Annotated in this window: 17 protein-coding genes (1 of these 17 only partly in view); 6 read left to right on the top strand and 11 right to left on the bottom strand. The window is 35.6% G+C overall.

Going from position 1 to position 18,609, the window contains the following annotated elements; all coding sequences use genetic code 11:
• A protein-coding gene (locus tag BCER98_RS03385) for an efflux RND transporter permease subunit (protein ID WP_011983710.1) crosses the window boundary here: on the top strand, positions 1-2,023 show its 3' portion. 1,022 nt of this gene lie to the left of the window's left edge; 2,023 of the gene's 3,045 nt are visible here — the last part of the coding sequence; its start codon lies off the left edge, out of view; its stop codon occupies positions 2,021-2,023.
• Positions 2,024-2,083: 60 nt separating this feature from the next.
• On the opposite strand, the gene pstA is transcribed toward BCER98_RS03385, so the two are convergent.
• The 3 genes from pstA to BCER98_RS03370 form a co-directional block, all read right to left on the bottom strand.
• The gene (gene pstA / locus BCER98_RS03380; RefSeq protein WP_011983709.1) at positions 2,084-3,001 is read right to left on the bottom strand and encodes a phosphate ABC transporter permease PstA; all 918 of its coding nucleotides are present in this window, start codon (positions 2,999-3,001) and stop codon (positions 2,084-2,086) included.
• Positions 3,002-3,003: 2 nt separating this feature from the next.
• A complete protein-coding gene (gene pstC, locus BCER98_RS03375) occupies positions 3,004-3,894 on the bottom strand; it encodes a phosphate ABC transporter permease subunit PstC (RefSeq protein WP_011983708.1) in 891 nt (296 codons plus the stop codon).
• Positions 3,895-3,965: 71 nt separating this feature from the next.
• Positions 3,966-4,871: a phosphate ABC transporter substrate-binding protein PstS family protein gene (locus tag BCER98_RS03370; RefSeq protein WP_041809450.1), complete on the bottom strand. Its 906-nt coding sequence runs from the start codon at positions 4,869-4,871 to the stop codon at positions 3,966-3,968.
• 511 nt (positions 4,872-5,382) lie between these two features.
• Between BCER98_RS03370 and BCER98_RS03365 the strand changes: the two genes are divergently transcribed.
• Genes BCER98_RS03365 through BCER98_RS03355 form a run of 3 tightly spaced genes read left to right on the top strand, consistent with a single transcriptional unit; the run spans position 5,383 to position 7,737 of the window.
• Entirely contained in the window at positions 5,383-5,640 is a 258-nt protein-coding gene (locus BCER98_RS03365) for a FeoA family protein (protein ID WP_011983706.1), read from the top strand.
• A complete protein-coding gene (locus BCER98_RS03360) occupies positions 5,637-6,359 on the top strand; it encodes a FeoB small GTPase domain-containing protein (protein ID WP_011983705.1) in 723 nt (240 codons plus the stop codon). The genes BCER98_RS03365 and BCER98_RS03360 overlap by 4 nt, the downstream gene beginning before the upstream one ends.
• Positions 6,337-7,737: a nucleoside recognition domain-containing protein gene (locus BCER98_RS03355; protein WP_011983704.1), complete on the top strand. Its 1,401-nt coding sequence runs from the start codon at positions 6,337-6,339 to the stop codon at positions 7,735-7,737. Before BCER98_RS03360 ends, BCER98_RS03355 begins: the two co-directional genes overlap by 23 nt.
• Positions 7,738-7,874: 137 nt before the next feature.
• Here the strand turns inward: BCER98_RS03355 and BCER98_RS22380 are convergent, their stop codons facing one another.
• The 8 genes from BCER98_RS22380 to BCER98_RS03320 all read right to left on the bottom strand — a co-directional run bounded on the left by BCER98_RS22380 (position 7,875) and on the right by BCER98_RS03320 (position 15,669).
• A complete protein-coding gene (locus BCER98_RS22380) occupies positions 7,875-8,027 on the bottom strand; it encodes a hypothetical protein (RefSeq protein ID WP_095206561.1) in 153 nt (50 codons plus the stop codon).
• A 1-nt stretch (position 8,028) separates the two neighbouring features.
• Positions 8,029-9,201, bottom strand: a complete 1,173-nt coding sequence (locus tag BCER98_RS03350) for a Ger(x)C family spore germination protein (RefSeq protein WP_373367232.1) — start codon at positions 9,199-9,201, stop codon at positions 8,029-8,031.
• Positions 9,185-10,300: a GerAB/ArcD/ProY family transporter gene (locus BCER98_RS03345; protein WP_011983702.1), complete on the bottom strand. Its 1,116-nt coding sequence runs from the start codon at positions 10,298-10,300 to the stop codon at positions 9,185-9,187. The genes BCER98_RS03350 and BCER98_RS03345 overlap by 17 nt, the downstream gene beginning before the upstream one ends.
• 1 nt (position 10,301) lies before the next feature.
• Complete coding sequence (locus tag BCER98_RS03340) at positions 10,302-11,768, bottom strand: spore germination protein (RefSeq protein WP_011983701.1); 1,467 nt, start codon at positions 11,766-11,768, stop codon at positions 10,302-10,304.
• A 170-nt stretch (positions 11,769-11,938) separates the two neighbouring features.
• On the bottom strand, positions 11,939-13,411 hold the full coding sequence (locus BCER98_RS03335) for a sodium:solute symporter family protein (RefSeq protein WP_011983700.1): 1,473 nt from the start codon (positions 13,409-13,411) through the stop codon (positions 11,939-11,941).
• The gene (locus BCER98_RS03330) at positions 13,408-13,605 is read right to left on the bottom strand and encodes a DUF3311 domain-containing protein (protein ID WP_011983699.1); all 198 of its coding nucleotides are present in this window, start codon (positions 13,603-13,605) and stop codon (positions 13,408-13,410) included. Before BCER98_RS03330 ends, BCER98_RS03335 begins: the two co-directional genes overlap by 4 nt.
• A 1-nt stretch (position 13,606) precedes the next feature.
• Entirely contained in the window at positions 13,607-14,782 is a 1,176-nt protein-coding gene (locus BCER98_RS03325; RefSeq protein WP_011983698.1) for a M20 family metallopeptidase, read from the bottom strand.
• A 176-nt stretch (positions 14,783-14,958) separates the two neighbouring features.
• A complete protein-coding gene (locus tag BCER98_RS03320; RefSeq protein WP_011983697.1) occupies positions 14,959-15,669 on the bottom strand; it encodes a C39 family peptidase in 711 nt (236 codons plus the stop codon).
• Positions 15,670-16,003: 334 nt separating this feature from the next.
• Here BCER98_RS03320 and BCER98_RS03315 point away from each other — a divergent pair, with 334 nt between their 5' ends.
• Positions 16,004-17,422, top strand: a complete 1,419-nt coding sequence (locus BCER98_RS03315; protein WP_011983696.1) for an amino acid permease — start codon at positions 16,004-16,006, stop codon at positions 17,420-17,422.
• A 283-nt stretch (positions 17,423-17,705) separates the two neighbouring features.
• Positions 17,706-18,581, top strand: a complete 876-nt coding sequence (gene qoxA / locus BCER98_RS03310; protein ID WP_011983695.1) for a cytochrome aa3 quinol oxidase subunit II — start codon at positions 17,706-17,708, stop codon at positions 18,579-18,581.
• Positions 18,582-18,609 lie beyond the last annotated feature (28 nt).

The raw sequence follows: 18,609 nt of genomic DNA, 5'->3' as shown, positions 1-18,609 counted from the left end.
TATTTTACTCTTCTTGCGCAGCGTGCGAACAACGCTTATCGCTGTTGTTAGTATCCCGTTATCTATTTTGTTAACACTATTTTTACTCGATCAATCTCATGTTACGTTAAACATTTTAACTCTTGGAGGATTAGCAGTCGCTGTTGGACGTCTCGTTGACGATAGTATCGTTGTTATCGAGAATATCTTCCGCCGCTTACAAAAAGAGCATTTTTCAAAAGACATTATTGTAGATGCGACAAAAGAGGTTGCTATTGCAATTACTGCTTCAACATTAACTACAGTGGCTGTCTTTTTACCTATCGGCCTTGTATCAGGCGCAATCGGCAAATTGATGCTTCCTATGGTATTAGCAGTTGTATATTCTATTCTTTCGTCTCTCGTTGTTGCACTTACAGTTGTTCCACTTATGGCGTTTTTATTACTTAGAAAAACAAGACAGCGCACATCGAGACCTTCAAGAAAGTATACGGCTACTTTAAAATGGGCACTTTCACATAAATTTATTATTTTATTCTCGTCTTTCTTATTATTTGTAGCTTCCATTGCTGCTTATATCATACTGCCAAAAGCAAATATAAAATCAGAAGACGATACGATGCTCTCAATTAACATGACATTTCCAACGAGTTATGATGAGGAATCTAAAAAACAAAAAGCTTTTGACTTCGAAAAAAAATTACTTTCTAATCGCGATGTACAAGATACTTTTTTACGAATAGGGTCAAGTGCTGAAGATGCACAGTGGGGGCAAACTACTAAAAATAATCTTGCATCTATATTTATAACCTTTAAAAAAGGAACAGATATTGATCAATATATTAAACAACTAAAAAAAGAACAGACAGATTTCAAACCAGCTGAATTCGATTATACAAAAACAAGTTATTCTAATTTTGGCGGTGGAAATAACTTGCAATTCAACGTAACTGCAAACAATGAAACAAGTTTAAAGCAAGCTGCTGATATCGTTGAAACAAAATTAAAAAGTTTAAATGGACTTTCTAAAGTGAAAACAAACTTAGAAGAATCAAAGAAAGAATGGCAAATTAAAATCGATCAAAACAAAGTAGAACAAGTTGGATTAACACCAGAAATAGTTGGAGAACAAGTTTCACTCCTTATGAAAAAATCACCGATCGGACAACTCACGATCGATGATGAAAAAACAACTATTATGTTAGAACATAAAAATGAAAAGATAAATAATAAAGAAGATATCCTTAATACAAACATCTTATCACCGATAACAGGAGCAATTCCTTTAAAAGATATTGCAACAATATCAGAAAAACAATTACAAACTGAAATTTTCCATAAAGACGGAAAAGAAACAATCCAAATTAATGCCGTTGCTGCTAACGATGATTTAAGTAAAGTAAGCGCTGAAGTAAATACAGCAATCGCTAAATTAGATTTACCAACCGGTGCAAAAGTTGCCGTTGCTGGAGCAACTGAATCCATGCAAGAAAACTTTACAGATTTATTTCAAATCATGGGCATTGCCATCGGAGTTGTCTATTTAATTATGGTTATTACATTTGGGCAAGCACGCGCTCCATTTGCAATCCTTTTCTCTTTACCACTCGCTGCTATTGGTGGTATTTTAGGATTAATCATTTCCGGAACGCCGGTTGATCTCAATTCACTTATCGGTGCATTAATGTTAATCGGGATCGTCGTCACAAATGCTATCGTATTAATCGAACGTGTTCAACAAAATAAAGAGCATGGCATGACAACTCGTGACGCTTTACTAGAAGCAGGTTCTACAAGATTACGTCCAATTATTATGACAGCCATTACAACAATCGTCGCAATGTTACCTTTATTATTTGGCCAATCGCAAGCAGGAAGTATGGTCTCTAAAAGTTTAGCCGTTGTTGTAATTGGTGGTTTAGCTGTTTCCACTGTACTTACACTCGTTGTTGTACCTGTTATGTATGAGCTATTAGATAAATTCGGTAAAAAGCGTCGCTCACGCAGAAAATCAAATACGACTATCGATACTCCAAACGCCTAACAAAAAAACGTTATCTCACAAACTAGAGATAACGTTTTTTCTTTCGTAAACATACACATATTAAGCAGCTTTTACTTTCGATGTTTTACGAGACTTTTTCGTTCCCGTAAAATGTTTATGAAGTACAGTTGCAGTAAAACGAGCAATAATATTAAACAGTAATACCATAACAATGAGTACTGCTGCTGATTTTGTTGCAATCAGCTTCGCGTCTGGGATAATCCCTTCAGAATTTAATTTCCAAATATGAACTGCCAATGTTTCAGCTGGTCGAAATGGATTTAGCGGATGTGCAGGACTAGAAAAATCAACTGCAGAATTTAAAATTGGTGATGTTAATCCCGCTGTATAAATTAATGCCGCCGCTTCACCAAATATACGACCTGCCGCTAAAATAATCCCTGTAATAATTTGCGGTAATGACGATGGAAGAATAATTCGCACAATCGTTTGCCACTTTGTTGCACCAAGTCCAAGACTTGCTTCTTTTACATTTGCAGGGACTTCTGTGATTGCATTTTCACAAACTCGCGTTAATCCTGGTAAGTTTAGAATGGTTAAAGCAAGTGCACCACCTATTACTGTATAGCCCCAACCTGTCATTGTAACAAGCACTAATAAACCAAATAAGCCAACAACAATAGAAGGCAATGATGCCATCGTTTCAATGCATAGACGAACAAAACTTAAAAAGCGTCCTTGCTTTGCATATTCTGCAAGATAAATCCCAGCTCCCAATCCAAGTGGAATAGAGATAACAAGCGTAATAATAAGCATATAGAAAGAGTTGAATAATTGCGGACCAATCCCTCCCCCAGCCCTCGTATTACTCGGTTCTCCAAACAAGAAACCTGGATCCCAAAATCCCCAGCCCTTTTGTAAAATCTCATATACTAAGAAAACCAATAAAACTACCACAAATGCTGCAACTGTATATAAAATACCCGTCCAAATATTATTTACCTTTCTTGCATTCATCGTTATCGTTCACCTCTTTGGCCAATTGCTCGAATAACTAAAATAAATAGGAATGAAATAGCAAGCAATATCATCGCTAAGGTCCATAAAGCATTATTCCAAGCCGTTCCGTTTAACGTATTTGTCATGTCCATTGTGAGAATACCAGTCAACGTTGCCGTTGGGCTATATATTCCTTCTGGCAACTTCACCGTATTCCCAATTACCATTTGAACTGCCAGCGCTTCACCAAAAGCACGTGCTAACCCTAAAACAATCCCTGTTAAAATACCTTTCTTAGCAGCAGGAACAATGACACGGCTAATCGCTTGCCATTTTGTCGATCCTAAACCATACGAAGCTTCTAAATAATCAAATGGAACCGCACGTATTGCATCAGAAGCAATACTAGCAATAGTAGGTAAAATCATGATACTAAGTACAACAATACCTGCAATTAAACTAAAGCCAACACCACCAAAAGAATCTCTTAACAATGGAATTAAAATCGTAACCCCTAATAAACCGTATACAACGGACGGGATACCAACTAATAATTCCAAAACTGGTTTCAACACTTTGTTCCCAAACTTAGGCGATATTAAATTCATAAATATTGCAAGAGCAATCGCGATTGGTGTACTAATCATAACCGCACCAATTGAAACAAGCGTGGAACCGACAATAAAAATAACTGCACCAAAAGAACCTGGCTCAACATTCGGATTCCATTTTGTTGAAGTTAACATTTCAGAAAAGGAAATACCACTTTGTGTAAAAGATTGAATTCCCTTTCCACAAATAAATGCAATAATCGATAATGTAATAAGAACAATAAATAGACCACAAAACGTAACGAGTGTTCTTCCAATGTACTCGCTTTTCACATAATTAATCTGCTTTTTTCCCTTCATCACAAGACATAACCCCACTTCATAGTTTGAAATGAACAAGACTGGCCTCGCAGCCAGCCTCCTTGTATGTGTTACTTATCTAGCTTAGACATCGGGATGTATCCCATATCTTCAACTTGTTTTTCAAAATCTTTACCTTTTACATAATCAATGTAAGCCTTTGTTGCTTCTTTCGCTTCTCCTTTAGTCACCATGTATTCATAAGACCAGAATGGATATTTACCAGCAGAAATCTCTTCAACCTTTGGTTCTGCACCATCAATTTTTACAGTTTGTAATGCCCCTTTTTTATCGCCTACCATGTAGGACATCGCAAGGTAACTAATAGAACCTGGCGTAGAGTTAATTGCTTGTTCTACCGCACCGTTAGAATCTTGCGTTGTTCCTGTCCCGTCATTAATCTTTACATCTTTCATAATCGTTTTCTCAAATGTAGCACGTGTACCAGAAGATGCCGGACGATTGATTACATTGATTTTCTCATCTTTACCGCCTAGCTCTTTCCAGTTTGTAACCTTTCCACTAAAGATATCTTGTACTTGTTGTACAGTTAAGTTATCAACTTTCACATCTTTATTAACAACAAGTGCAAATGCGATACCTGCAACTTTATTATCAACTAATTCTTTTGCTTTTTCTGGATCTTTTATTTTATCTGCCGCCGGGACATCAGAGTTACCAATTTGTACCGCACCAGAGGCTACTTGGTTAATCCCCGTTCCACTACCGCCACCTTGAACTTGAACAGAAACTTTAGGATTCTTTTCCATAAACTTTTTACCCGCTTCTTCTGCAAGCGGTTGAAGAGCTGTAGATCCAGCTGCTGCAATCGTACCAGATATCTCTTCTTGTTTTGCATCATTGCTACCTTTAGCAGTCTCATTCGTATTTGTGCTTTCTGACTTTCCGCAACCAACTAATGCACCTGCAACAACTAATGCTGCTAATGAAAATGTAATTCCCTTTTTCATGACCATATCTTGTACCCCCATTTGAATTATCACTTTTCTTATTCATCGACTTCTTTCGAACACAAATTCATTGTAGGACAATATTATTGTGTTAGTGTTAAGCAATTTTTAATTTTAAGTAAATAGAGATAAAGGTATTAAAAACTTATATTTCTCAACTATTCCCATCAAGAAAAGCCAAAAGAATCCACAAAAAATTACATTCATTGTAAATTTAACTTTAATAATGTAAATATGAAGTAAATAAAACTCTCCTTTTAACCAACTTTATTAAAATTAAATTTACAAACTATTCTTGTCTGAACATATTTGTTTGAACTATGCATATATCCAACATAAATTCTAGTCATATTTTTTATCACAAAAAATAAATTGGAACAATTCTAAAAATTTTTGAATATTTCTAAAGTATTAATTGACAGCATTACCGAATGTAGTCTAGTATATTAATAACAAAAAGTTTACCTTAAGAAACTTTTTAAACTATAACTAAAAATATAGAGAAGAGGGAACTTTTATGGTGTCGGCTAATACCAAACCCCTTTCTTCATTTAGAACAGGGGAGTTTGTACAAATCGAGAGAATACAATTAGAAGGAACTATGAAGAGACGTTTATTAGATTTAGGATTTATTCCCGGGGCTACCATTAAAGTATTGCAAAAAAGTCCACTCGGAGATCCCGTTGCATATCAAGTGAGCAACACAACAATTGCATTGCGTAGCGAAGAAAGCTCCCTTATTTTTGGAATATTAATAGGAGATGATTCAAAATGAACAACCATCGCATTGCGTTAGCAGGAAACCCGAATACTGGGAAAAGTACATTATTCAACACATTAACAGGATTAAAACAACATACCGGAAACTGGACGGGAAAAACTGTATTAAAGGCAGAAGGAGAATATGAGCATAACGGAAAGGTATATACGGTAATCGATTTACCTGGAACATATTCACTTTATTCAAACTCTGCAGATGAGGAAGTAGCACGAGATTATATTATTTTTGAAAAACCAGAGGTAACTGTAGTTGTTGTAGATGCAACTGCAATGGAAAGAAATTTAAATTTAGCATTACAAGTGATGGAAATGACAAACGATGTAATCGTCTGCATTAACTTAATAGATGAAGCAGAAAAAAAAGGAATCGTCATTGATGAACAGAAATTAGCAAAGTCACTTGGCGTTCCTGTAGTCAAAATCTCAGCTCGCAACCGTACTGGAATTGGACATTTACTAAATGTAATTTCTAAAGTGGCTAGTAAAAAAACAATCCCTACACCAGTTCAAATTACTTATAATGAGCATATTGAAAAGATGATTCAAGAATTAGAGCCGCAAATTTACAAAGTATTCGGTGATACATACCCAGCTCGTTGGGTTGCACTGCGAATACTAGATGGGGATAAAAATTTCTTAACTACACTTCAAAAACATCATAAAGAACCGCTTGTAAGGGAGGTCGTAATCAATGGAATCTCACTCAGCCAGTAAGGCTCTTCCATTAGATTATATTATTCAGCATGCACAAACGCTTACTAAAGAAGATATACGCGATGACATTGTTAGTGATATTTATCGTACATCAAAAAGTATTTGTAAAGATGCAGTACAATACACAAATACCGATAGATTGTATCGTTCAGAAAAACTAGATAAGATTTTCACTTCTCCAATCTGGGGATTTCCAATTATGCTTGGTATTTTATCTATTATTTTTTACCTTACCATTGCAGGAGCGAATGTACCGTCAGATATGATTGCTGAATTTTTCGGTTGGGCAGAGGGACATTTAACTGCTTTGTTCCAAGCAATGCATGCACCTGAATGGTTACATGGTATTTTAATACTTGGCTTATTCCGGGGTACAGGGGCTGTTATTAGCGTTATGTTACCACCTATGGCTATCTTCTTCCCAATGTTTGCTTTATTAGAAAACTATGGGTACTTACCTCGTGTAGCATTTAACATGGATCGTTTATTTAAACGTACTGGTGCACACGGAAAGCAATCTTTAACGATGGCAATGGGCTTCGGTTGTAATGCTGCCGCTATTATGTCAACACGCATTATCGAATCACCACGTGAGCGTATGTTAGCAATTTTAACAAACAACTTCGTTCCATGTAATGGACGATGGCCTACTTTAATTTTAATGGCATCATTATTTATGGCTGCCGGTTATACAAGTAGCATGCAAACACTTGTTACAGCAGGCGTTGTAGTCGGCATGGTAGTCATCGGAATTATCGTTACTTTAACAGTTTCTTGGGCTCTATCAAAAACTGCATTAAAAGGTGTTCCAACTCATTATACATTGGAATTACCACCGTATCGTAAACCAAAAATTTGGAATACAATTGTACGTGCAACACTTGATAAATCAATTTATGTTTTAAAACGTGCCGTAGTTGTAGCTGCACCTGCCGCTATCTTAACTTGGGTTTTAGCAAATATTTATATCGGCGACACAAGCCTACTTATGTATTTCGTTAATTTCTTAGACCCATTCGCTAAATTGCTCGGGCTTGATGGATTTATTCTCGCTGCATTTATTCTCGGCTTACCAGCTAATGAGATTGTTATTCCAATTTTATTAATGTCTTATTTATCAACTGGTGCCTTAACAGAAATAGAAGATTTTAATCAAATTAAAAACTTATTCTTAGAGCACGGCTGGACTTGGTTAACTGCGTTAAACACAATGTTGTTTTCTCTTCTGCACTTCCCATGTGGAACAACATTGGTTAACATATATAAAGAAACAAAAAGTCCAAAATGGACATTCTTATCGTTTGCAATCCCTACCGTAATCGCCATTGTTGTTACATTCCTCTCTACGCAATTGGTACATTGGCTAGGGCTTGTATAAAACCTTCCATCAGTAGTGAGACTTCTCTTCTCTACTGATGGTTCATTTTCACGCCTTATACTTCTATATAAATGATTATAATCCCTTACTTCCGTTGCTAGATTTTAAATTTTACGATCCCAAAAACAAAAGGAAATCTAATCTACTGGTTTCCTATTTTCCTCTTCATTTACATCTTCCCATGGTTGCACAGTGTATTTTTTTATTTTCTTATTTAAAAAATACACTGTGTATGGAATAATAGCCATCAAAATCATACTAATAATTGCTAAAGTAGAAAGCATTTTCATATTACTGACCACCTTTTGGTACTAATGAACCAGAATGCTCTACTACCGGATGAACACGAACTGCTATATCAGTCTTCATAAAGTAGTTCTCCCCATAATCCCAATTCTTCTCTACTTTTTTCCACTTTTTATAATTATGCCGTTTATAATAATCCCCTAATCCAAGTACATCCGTTTTATACTCTTTTTGTACTTTTTTTATTGTTCTCCCCACTATACGTTCCATCTCTTTTGTAATGTATGAATTTATTCGCTTCTCACTCCATGCTTTTGCATCCTCTCCTAAATATACTTCTCCAAGCACACCTTTAGGATACATATCAATTATAAACTTTGGATGACGAGGATCTGTAAAGGAAGCACGGATTTTCCGTCTTATTTTATGAATTTCATACGTAAATACCTTTTCTTTTTTTCGAATGGTTAAAAATCCACCCACTTTCTTTCCTATTATATAATTTAATCCTTGTGTATCTTTTCCACTTAAAAGACCGACCAGTTTATTATTCTCCCCCTTAAAAATAGCAGCTCCTTCCATCTTTACCCCTTGCTTTGTTAACTCTAAAACTGGAAGTACAAAGCTTCTTTTAGAAGTTAACATTTCTTGAACCTCTCCGATACGAACTGCCTCTAACATAAATGAATTCACATCTGCATGATCCGCTAGTAAATCAATATATTTTGCCGGAAAATTTTCTGGTTTCGCATTTTGTTCAAAAATTTTTCCAGCTTGATTTTTCGAAACAAAAATTTTAATATTCCGCCTCATTTCATGGGCACGAAAAAAGATATCTAATGTTTGTTCTAAAAAGTTTTGTCGCTTTAATAAATCTTTAGAAAAAATAACAACTTTAATATGAGGAAAAAACAAAGAACGACTTATTTTCTTGGATGCTTCACGAATTTGTGTAAAAAGACTATCCGCAGTTACATTGATATTCATATACTGAGCCCCATCTGCACCTTGTTTCCCCTGTTGTGCTAACGCACTTGGTAAAACTAATTGATACGTTCCTTTCATACGAGGTGGTTTCTTCTCTTCACTTTCTTCTTTCACAACATCAAATGCTGCCCCTACAACAAATCCTCTCTCTTCAATTTCTTTTCGCTCTGAGCACCCACTCATACAGATCACTAACATAACGCAACACATGTATTTATGAAGACGGCTCACTCTTTCCGCCCCCCTTTATTTTATAAATGCTAAAAACAAGTATAGGAACAATGATAATACATGCCATATCAATCCAAGCTAAATATGTACTATATTGCGTTAACTTCGTCACATTTTCAGGAAGCATATTCAAAAGATATATAATCGGCGCACTTATAAAAATAAATGTTTTCTTTTTAATAGCAGGAAACATCGAACAAAACCCTATTACTGCGATATCATAATACATGGCTGTTGTATTAAAAATGGTAATAATCCACGTCGTAAAAAAAATGGCATCGAATCGTTCTAAAAATCCCCCACCAATTTCAATCTCCTTTCCTAACTCAATGACAGGATACGCAAGACTTTTCGTGGTAGAATAGGAAAACACCATAATACAAGTAAGATAAATAAGAATATATAATAAATTGGTAATCATCACTCCTTTTGCAGCAGCAAGAGGCGCTTTATCTTTTTGTTTCACAATTGAAGAATAAAATAAGACAATTTCAAATCCAATGAATGTAAAGATCGATTCCTTCATACCAACAATATATTGGTTCCATTTTGTTTGAAAAAGCGGCAATACATTATCCGGCTCCATTAAATTAATATTTAATAACGACAGAGAAAATATAGCGCATACAACGATTGGTAAAAATAGCATATTTAAACGAAGTAACGCTACTCTAGAACCACTTACTCCATAAACAACAACAAGTAAGTAAAAAAATGATAAAAGTTCAATCGGTGTTTTACTAAATAAATACGTTTGTGAAATAACGGAAATGGCTCTTGCTTGATATGCAGTAATACTAGCAAATGTTAGCACCATAACACTTGTAACAAGGTAAGCTATCGGCTTTGATAAGTATATGCTAGTATATTGAAAAAACGTTTGTTCCGTAAATATATTTGCTATTTTCGCAATACACCAGGCAAAAAATGCACAAATCACTCCGCCAATAAGTAATATAATCCAACCATCTGAAAACAGTGTCTGCTCTGCAATTACGCGGGGCATCGAAAGTGCCCCTGTCCCTATAATGACCGAAGATACAGCAAATGTTAGTTCTCGAGATCCGATCTCCTCATCTCCGTACTCGAACGGTTTCAATTTATTTTCTCTCCTTTGAGCGTATTTGATCTTTTGTTTGCAAATAGTCTGGTCTCGTCTGTAACATCGCTTTTGGTAATCTTGCTACTTCTGCTTTCCAATCTTTATAAAAAGTAGGTGCTAATGGTGTAGAATACGGAATTCCAACACTTTTTAAATTCGTAATATGAATTGCTAATGCAATTAACGCTAAAATAATCCCGTATAGTCCAAATATAGTCGCAGCTAAAATAAACGCAAATAACAAAAAGCGAAATGTAATTGTGATACTGTAAACAGGCAATGAAAAAGTAGCAATCGCCGTAATCGCGGTTACAATAACCATAAAGGGATTTACAATTCCAGCGTTTACTGCCGCTTCTCCAATAACAAGTCCTCCTACAATTCCAACAGTTTGTCCAATTTGTTTAGGCAACCGAAGCCCAGCTTCTCTAATTAATTCCATTGTTAATGTCATAATAATCGTTTCAATATAAGCGGGAAACGGGACACCTTCCCTTGCTCCAGCAATTGAATACGCCAAATTAGATGGAATGAGACCTTGATGATAAGAAACAAGCGCAATATATACTGCTGGAAATAATACAGCCATAAGTCCAGCTAGCATTCGCAATCCTCTTAATAAAGTTGCCATAATCCAGCGTTCATAATAATCTTCAGGTGATTGAAAAATATCCACAATAACCATAGGTGCAAGAATTGCAAACGGTGAACCATCTACTAAAATAATTGCTTTTCCTTTTGCTAAAGCAGCAATCGCCCGATCTGGTCTCTCTGTATTTAAAAATTGCGGAAAAGGAGACAAGGTGTTCTCTTCTAGTAATTGTTCGATTTTTCCAGAATCTAAAATCATATCTGTTTTAATGGACTGTAAACGCCGATTCAACTCTTTTACAATATAAGGATTGATAATATCTTCAATATAAATTAATGTAACTTCTTTTTGAGAACGTTGCCCCATAATATAAGATTGAAATCGAAGCTTCGGATCACGCAACTCGCGTCTAATTAACATTTTATTAGTAGCAATATCTTCAACAAACCCTACTTTAGGACCTCGAATAACATCCTCTGTAATCGGCGGTTCTAAACCTCGCTTTTCCCATGCTCGACAATTAATGACTAACGCATGCGGAATTCCATCAATTAAAACAACCGTATCCCCCACCAAAACAGAATTCACAAGATCCGGAAATGTTTTAACTGTATTTATTTCACCTATAGAAATAAATCGATCGACTAAAGTTTGCATGATTGGACCTTTAGGCGGAATCTCTTCATGTTGTAATGGATGAATCACAAATCGATAAATTAAATCTTTATCCGTAATCCCACAAAGAAACACCACAGCGCACCGAGTAGATGAACCAGAAAGCGCAAACTCTCGTACCGTTAAATCATTAGGTGACTGCAGTGTTTCTCGAATAGAATTTGTAATTGCTGATAAGCTTGCTTCTAAATTCATCATCTTTCCTCCTAAGCGTTACAGTTATATTTCTCCGTATAGGGTAAATATATACAATAAAAAAATGCTATCTCCCTAAGGAAAGATAACATTTTTTTATCCCGCTATTTTAGAGGTGTAATAGCCCGATTGGTGGCGGCTCATAATTTGTAGAAAATGATTTAAGTTTCACTTTATCGATCTAACATAGTAGAAGTATGCTGTACTTCAATTTTTCTAGTCATGATACTCACTGCTAACATAACAATGATGTTGATTCCTAATGCAACAATCCCTACATTTAAATCTTTCATATATTGCGGAAAAATTGGAAATATAGTAGAGAGAGTCGATCCAGATAATGTAATATAAGCCACCATGAATAATCCAACTATCATTCCAGAGATAGCACCTTGTTTTGTTACAAATTGACGTGGAAATAAACTGCATACAAGCGCCGGAAAAAGTTGCGTCACAATGCTGTATCCCATTAAAAGCAGAGCTCCAATTGTTTCTCCTCCTTTGAAGGTAAAGAAAACAGATACAATCGTCACAATAGGCACAAATAGCTTGGCTACTCGTGCCACTTGCTGATCTGATACGGATGGCGCGAGCACTTGATAAATATTTTTTGCTAACAAAGTAGATGCAGCCATAAGAAGCATAGATCCCGGAACTAATGCAGTTAGTACTCCAGCACTTCCAATGATCCCAATAAACCACGGATCAAATGTTTGAATAGCAAGGCGGAATAAAGACAAGTCTGCATCTGCCCCCTGTAATCTAGGTACTTGTAAGATAGCCGCAAATCCTGCAAAAAATACAAAGAGTAATACGAAAGAGTATAATGGCATAATAGTGGCGTTTTTTCGAAATACCTTTTCACTCTTTGCTGAAAAAGCGGCAGCAAATGTATGGGGCCACATATAAAACCCTAGCGCTGTTAATATAATAGTAGAAACAAACCATGAGACACTCATTCCTTGTTCAGGTAAAGATAAAAATCCTGGTTTTGCAGCTTCTACCGCTTCAAACATCGGCTGAAACCCTCCGTAATAATGATAGGGTAAATAAATACCTAAAACCATAACGATAAATAGGATCATCATATCTTTTAATGCAGCTGTCCAAGCGGAACCATGTATACCAGAAATCATCACATATATTGTAATTGTTATTCCGCCAATCCAAACAGCAAGAACTGGTGATACTTTTCCATAAGAAGCTTCAGAAACAATAATCCCCAACCCTTTTAACTGCAGTACAAGATATGGAATAATTGAAATGACACCGATGATCGATACAATAATCCCTAACGCTTTACTATTATATTTTTTGGTAAAGAAATCTGGTTGCGAAATCAATCTATGCTCTTTGGCATACTTCCAAACTGGAGGTAAGAGAAAGTAAGATAAAATATATGCTAATGCACTGTATCCTAAAATATAAAATGTAGGTGCACCTTTGCTATATGCCCATCCACTTCCTCCCAGAAAAGTAAACGTCGTATATATTTCTCCTGCCATAAGAAGAAAGACAAAGACTGTTCCAAATCCCCTTCCCCCAACCGACCATTGTTCCAAATTCATGTCTTTTCCACTTCTTGCACGAACTCCTAAAAATAATGCCAAACATAGAAATACAACAATGATAATAAGTGCTATCATTTCATCTCCTCCTTGTTAGCAGGATCTAGCCAATATACAATCCACATACAAAAGGAGGTAATGAACACAGATAATAAAATCCAAAATAATAAAAATGGCATACCTAGTACATATGGAGTAACTGAATTTGTAAATATCGGTCCAATAATTAAACAAAGAACTGGAATCATTGCCAGCATACGAATTTTCTTCATTTTATTCTCCTTTGCGCATCAAATTCAAAACAGTTCTAACAAAAACCTCAACTCCAATTGGTAATGCATCCTCATCAATTGTAAAGCGCGGATGATGATGTGGATATACAATTCCTTTTTCTTTATTCCCTGCACCAATAAAGAAAAACGTACCTGGGGCCTTTTGCAGAAAAGCTGAAAAATCTTCACCTGCCATCGTCGGCTTCAAACGTACAACTCGCTCTCTTCCATAAAGCTGTAGCGCTGCTTCTTCAACATACGCTGTTACTTTCTCATCATTCACAACAGGGCGATATCCATATTCATATGAGAATGTATAATTTGCCTTATACATTTCTGTCACATGCTTAACAATTCTTTCAATCTTTTGGGCTGTCTCTTCTCGTAGCTCATGTCTTAAACTTCTAACAGTTCCCTCAATCTCTGCTTGCTTCGGAAGAACATTGTGTGTTGTACCCGCATGAAATTGCGTAACAGATATAACGAGAGAATCTAACGGGTCTGTAAGACGTGATACAATCTGTTGAATTTGTGCTACAACTTGTGTACCAATCGCAATGCTATCAACTGTTTCATGCGGAATTCCAGCATGCCCTCCTTTTCCTTCAATTGAAATTTTAAATACATCAGGGGCTGCCATCGCAGGACCATAAGTGATACCAACTTTCCCAACTTCTAGCGATGCCCACAAATGTGCACCAATAATATAATCAACGCTTTCCATTACACCAGCTGCTACCATCTCCTCAGCGCCACCTGGGAAATTTTCTTCAGCATGTTGGAATAAAAAACGAATTTCCCCTCGAATTTGTTCACGTTTTTCAACAAGGGTATATACTGTACCAAGTAAGATAGCGATATGACCATCATGCCCACAAGCATGCATAACGCCAGGGTTCTTGGAGATAAATTCAAATTCATTTTCTTCTTGAATAGGCAGAGCATCCATATCAGCACGAATCGCAATCGTTTTGCCAGGTTTCTTCCCAATTAACTTTGCCATGACGCTATACTTTGTCGGTCTAGATACTTCTAAATGTGGATTTTTTTGAAGCAATTCAAATACAAATTGTGATGTTTTCTCTTCTTGGAAAGACAATTCCGGATATTTATGAAAATATCTTCTCCATTCAATCAATTGATTTTTTAATAGAAGCTGTTCATTTACAATATCCATTTAACTCTTCCTTTCTTCACTAAGTTAAATGTTATTATAGCTCCAATCGCAAGTTAAATAAATAATATTCAGAATAATTAACTAATTGTTCACATTCTCAACTCTATCCACATCTTGCTATCCAAAAATAGCAAGATAAAAATAAGCAGTCATCTTTTTTAGATGACTGCTTATTTTTATAAAATAGTAATTGCTTGTTTCCCCATTTGTTCCCATGCTTTTTCAAATTGAGCGCGCGGCACTCCTTTACGCGGATTGTTTGCAAGCGGATCATTTACATATACAAAATGTTGGTCATATCCAACAACTACTACACTATGTTCATAATACGTGATCTTTATTTTTCCTGCACTTGTATTCCATGTTTCAAAAAGTCCATCATCTAACGGTTGAAATCTTGTATTCGCAATGACCCATACAGGTGAACCTGAACTAATTGCCTTATATACATCTCCTATATCTCTTCCAGTTAAATTAATTACTTTTTCAGGAACATATTTTTCTGCGAGTTTAAAAATCGGTTGGTGATATACACCATATCCCGGCTCAGATTTTGTATAAATATTTCCTACAAAGCCTTCATACGGGTTACCATGCAAACCGTTTTCTTCAAACGGGACGCGATAAATTTCACTCGCAAGCTTCATTTTATCCACTTCAACTCCTTTATATTGAAGTAGCATTGCTAAACTTGTTACTTCACACCCTCTTGGTAATTCAGGAAGTTGCTGTATAAATGGAACATTTTCAATTATAGCGTTTTCTTTCATTTCAGTTAAATAATTCAATCGTAATTCTTGAGCTTTTTGCACAATCTTATCTTTTCCAAATAGACCTACAACAACCACGATTATACCTAATATGAATAAATATTTCAGTTTTTTCATTATCAATCAAGCCCCATTACCACATTAATTATTTTCACATCACTCTCACCATTGTACCTTTCTTCTTACTAGTTTACTAGAAAGAAAATGTAAATCATTATTCGATTTTATCTTTCAAAAATTCTAATTCTTTGCAATAAAAAGAAAAAATAAATATACATTTTCAGAATATTTTGTTAGAATTAGAAATGCTCCTGCGGTAAATAGTGATTTTATATCCGCATAGGACAGAAGGTAATTAGTCATTGTTTCTCATCCCCCATCAATGATTAATCTAGCAATTAAATCCTAATAGGTAAACAAAACAAACAATGCAAATACGGGGTGAAAAAGTATGAATCAAACAACTACAAACCAAAGCGGTTTAAAGCGGACAATGAAGAGCAGACATTTATTTATGATTGCTCTAGGTGGTGTTATTGGTACTGGACTATTTATGGGGTCTGGACAAATTGTGCACAATGCTGGACCTGGTGGAGCAATTCTTGCCTTCTTAGTTGGGGGCTTCGTTATGTATTTAACAATGCTCTGTCTTGGTGAACTATCTGTTGCGATGCCAGAAGCCGGTTCCTTTCAAAGTTATGCTAGCAAATTTATTTCACCAGGATTTGGATTTGTTGTCGGTTGGATGTATTGGCTAAACTGGGCTGTCACAGTTGGTGTAGAACTTACAACTGTTAGTATTTTAATGAAACGGTGGTTTCCGGACGTTTCTTCATGGATTTGGTGCATTACATTTGCTGCATTACTATTTATTGTAAACGCTTTATCAGCGAAGGCATATGCAGAAGCAGAATTTTGGTTTGCTAGCGTCAAAGTTGCTACAATCGTCATCTTCATTGTACTTGGAGGTGCTGTGATATTTGGATTTCTAGATTTCAATGGGAAGCCCGCACCAATGCTACATAATTTTACTGAAAACGGCGGTTTGTTCCCCAATGGTGTCTTAGCTGTTTTATTTACAATGATTACTGTTAACTTCTCATTCCAAGGAACAGAGTTAATCGGTATCGCTTCTGGTGAAAGTGAACAACCTGAAAAAACAATTCCAAAAGCGATAAAAAACACCATTTGGCGTACTTTATTTTTCTTTGTATTGGCCATTGCTGTTGTAGTAGGCTTACTTCCATGGCAAGAAGCTAATCTCGTTGAAAGTCCATTCGTACTTGTTTTTGACACAGTCGGAATTCCATATGCAGCTGACATAATGAATTTTGTTATTATCACTGCTGTCTTATCTGTAGCAAATTCAGGACTATATGCAAATTCACGTATGCTCTGGGCAATGGCACAGCAAGGTATGGCAAACCCAGTATTTACAAAATTAACGAAAAAAGGGGTACCTCTTAATGCTTTAATTTTCAGTCTTATTTTTGCAAGTCTTTCTTTATTAACGAGCGTATTTGCCGCAGATACAGTCTTCTTAGTTCTCACATCAATTGCCGCAATGGCAGCGGTCGTCGTTTGGATGTCAATTGCCGCTTCACAATTTTTCTTTCGAAGAGAATTTCTAAAGAACGGTGGAAATATAAACGATTTAAAATACCGTACACCTCTTTATCCACTCGTTCCAATTGTTGCTTTCTCGTTAAATTTTATTACATTTATTAGCTTAGCTTTTATACCAGATCAACGCATTGCTCTTTACTGCGGAATCCCGTTTATGATCATTTGTTACATTTTATATCAAATAAAATATAAAAAATTTGTCACATTTCATCAGCAACCAAATATTACACAGGAAATAAACTAAATATATAAAACATTCAACTATCTTTCTTTATGATAAGATAGTTTTTTTCTATTTACTGGATATCTTGGTATAACTTTATTTATCTTAAAATTTCTACAATCACCTTTTTGTTAAAAAAATAGTTTACAATGTTATCAAGTTACAAATGATATTCACCTTAAAAAGTGTGTATTTGTGTCTATTTTTTAACAATATGATGAAAACTATTGCCTTCTATAAATTAATAGGTTTATATTGTTTTATTGGCATAGTTTCAATCCAAGGAGAAAGGAGATTTTCAATCGTGCAACTAAAGAAAGCGTTTTGGAAGTTGGCTTCACTTCTTCCGCTATCATTACTCTTGTTCCTCGGTGGCTGCGATAAGAAACTCGCAGTATTAAACCCGCAAGGACCTGTTGCAAAAGCACAGTATGATTTAATTGTTTGGTCATTCGTGCTTATGTTGTTAATTATTGCAATTGTATTCATCTTGTTTACAGTCATCTTGATTCGTTATCGTGAAAAACCAGAAAATATGGACTATGAGCCACCTGATCAACACGGTAACACAATGTTAGAAATTATTTGGACGCTTTTCCCAGTTATTATCGTTATTGCTTTAGCAATTCCAACGGTAAAAGCTACTTATGCATCGGAAAAAGCACCAGAGCAATCTAAACATATGAAACCAGTTGAAATTTATGTTACATCAGCAAACTGGAAATGGTTATTCAGTTATCCAGAGGAAAAAATTGAAACCGTTAACTACTTAAACATTCCAGCTGGTGTACCAATTCAATTCAAATTAACATCCGTTGGTCCAATGAACGCCTTCTGGATTCCAGAACTTGGTGGTATGAAATACACAATGGATGGCATGATTATGGATTTATATTTACAAGCAGATAAACCAGGTTCTTACACTGGTCGTAGTGCAAACTTCTCAGGTGAAGGATTCACTCACATGGAGTTTGAACTTGAATCAAAAACAAAAGAAAAGTATGACAAATGGGTTAAAGAAGTACAACAAACTGCTCCTAAATTAACAGAAGAAAAATATAACGAAATTGTTAAACCTGGTGTAGTAGGTCGTATGACTTTCTCTAGTCATCACTTAGACTATGTAGATCCAAAATCACTTGAGTATTGTGATTACAACTACTACAAAAATAAAAAGTAATAGCTACTATTCCAACAGATTGGAGTGA

The organism is Bacillus cytotoxicus NVH 391-98 (assembly GCF_000017425.1).
Classification (GTDB): Bacteria; Bacillota; Bacilli; order Bacillales; family Bacillaceae_G; genus Bacillus_A; species Bacillus_A cytotoxicus.
Note: the sequence above shows the minus strand (reverse complement) of the source record. Positions and strands in the feature narration are given on the sequence as shown.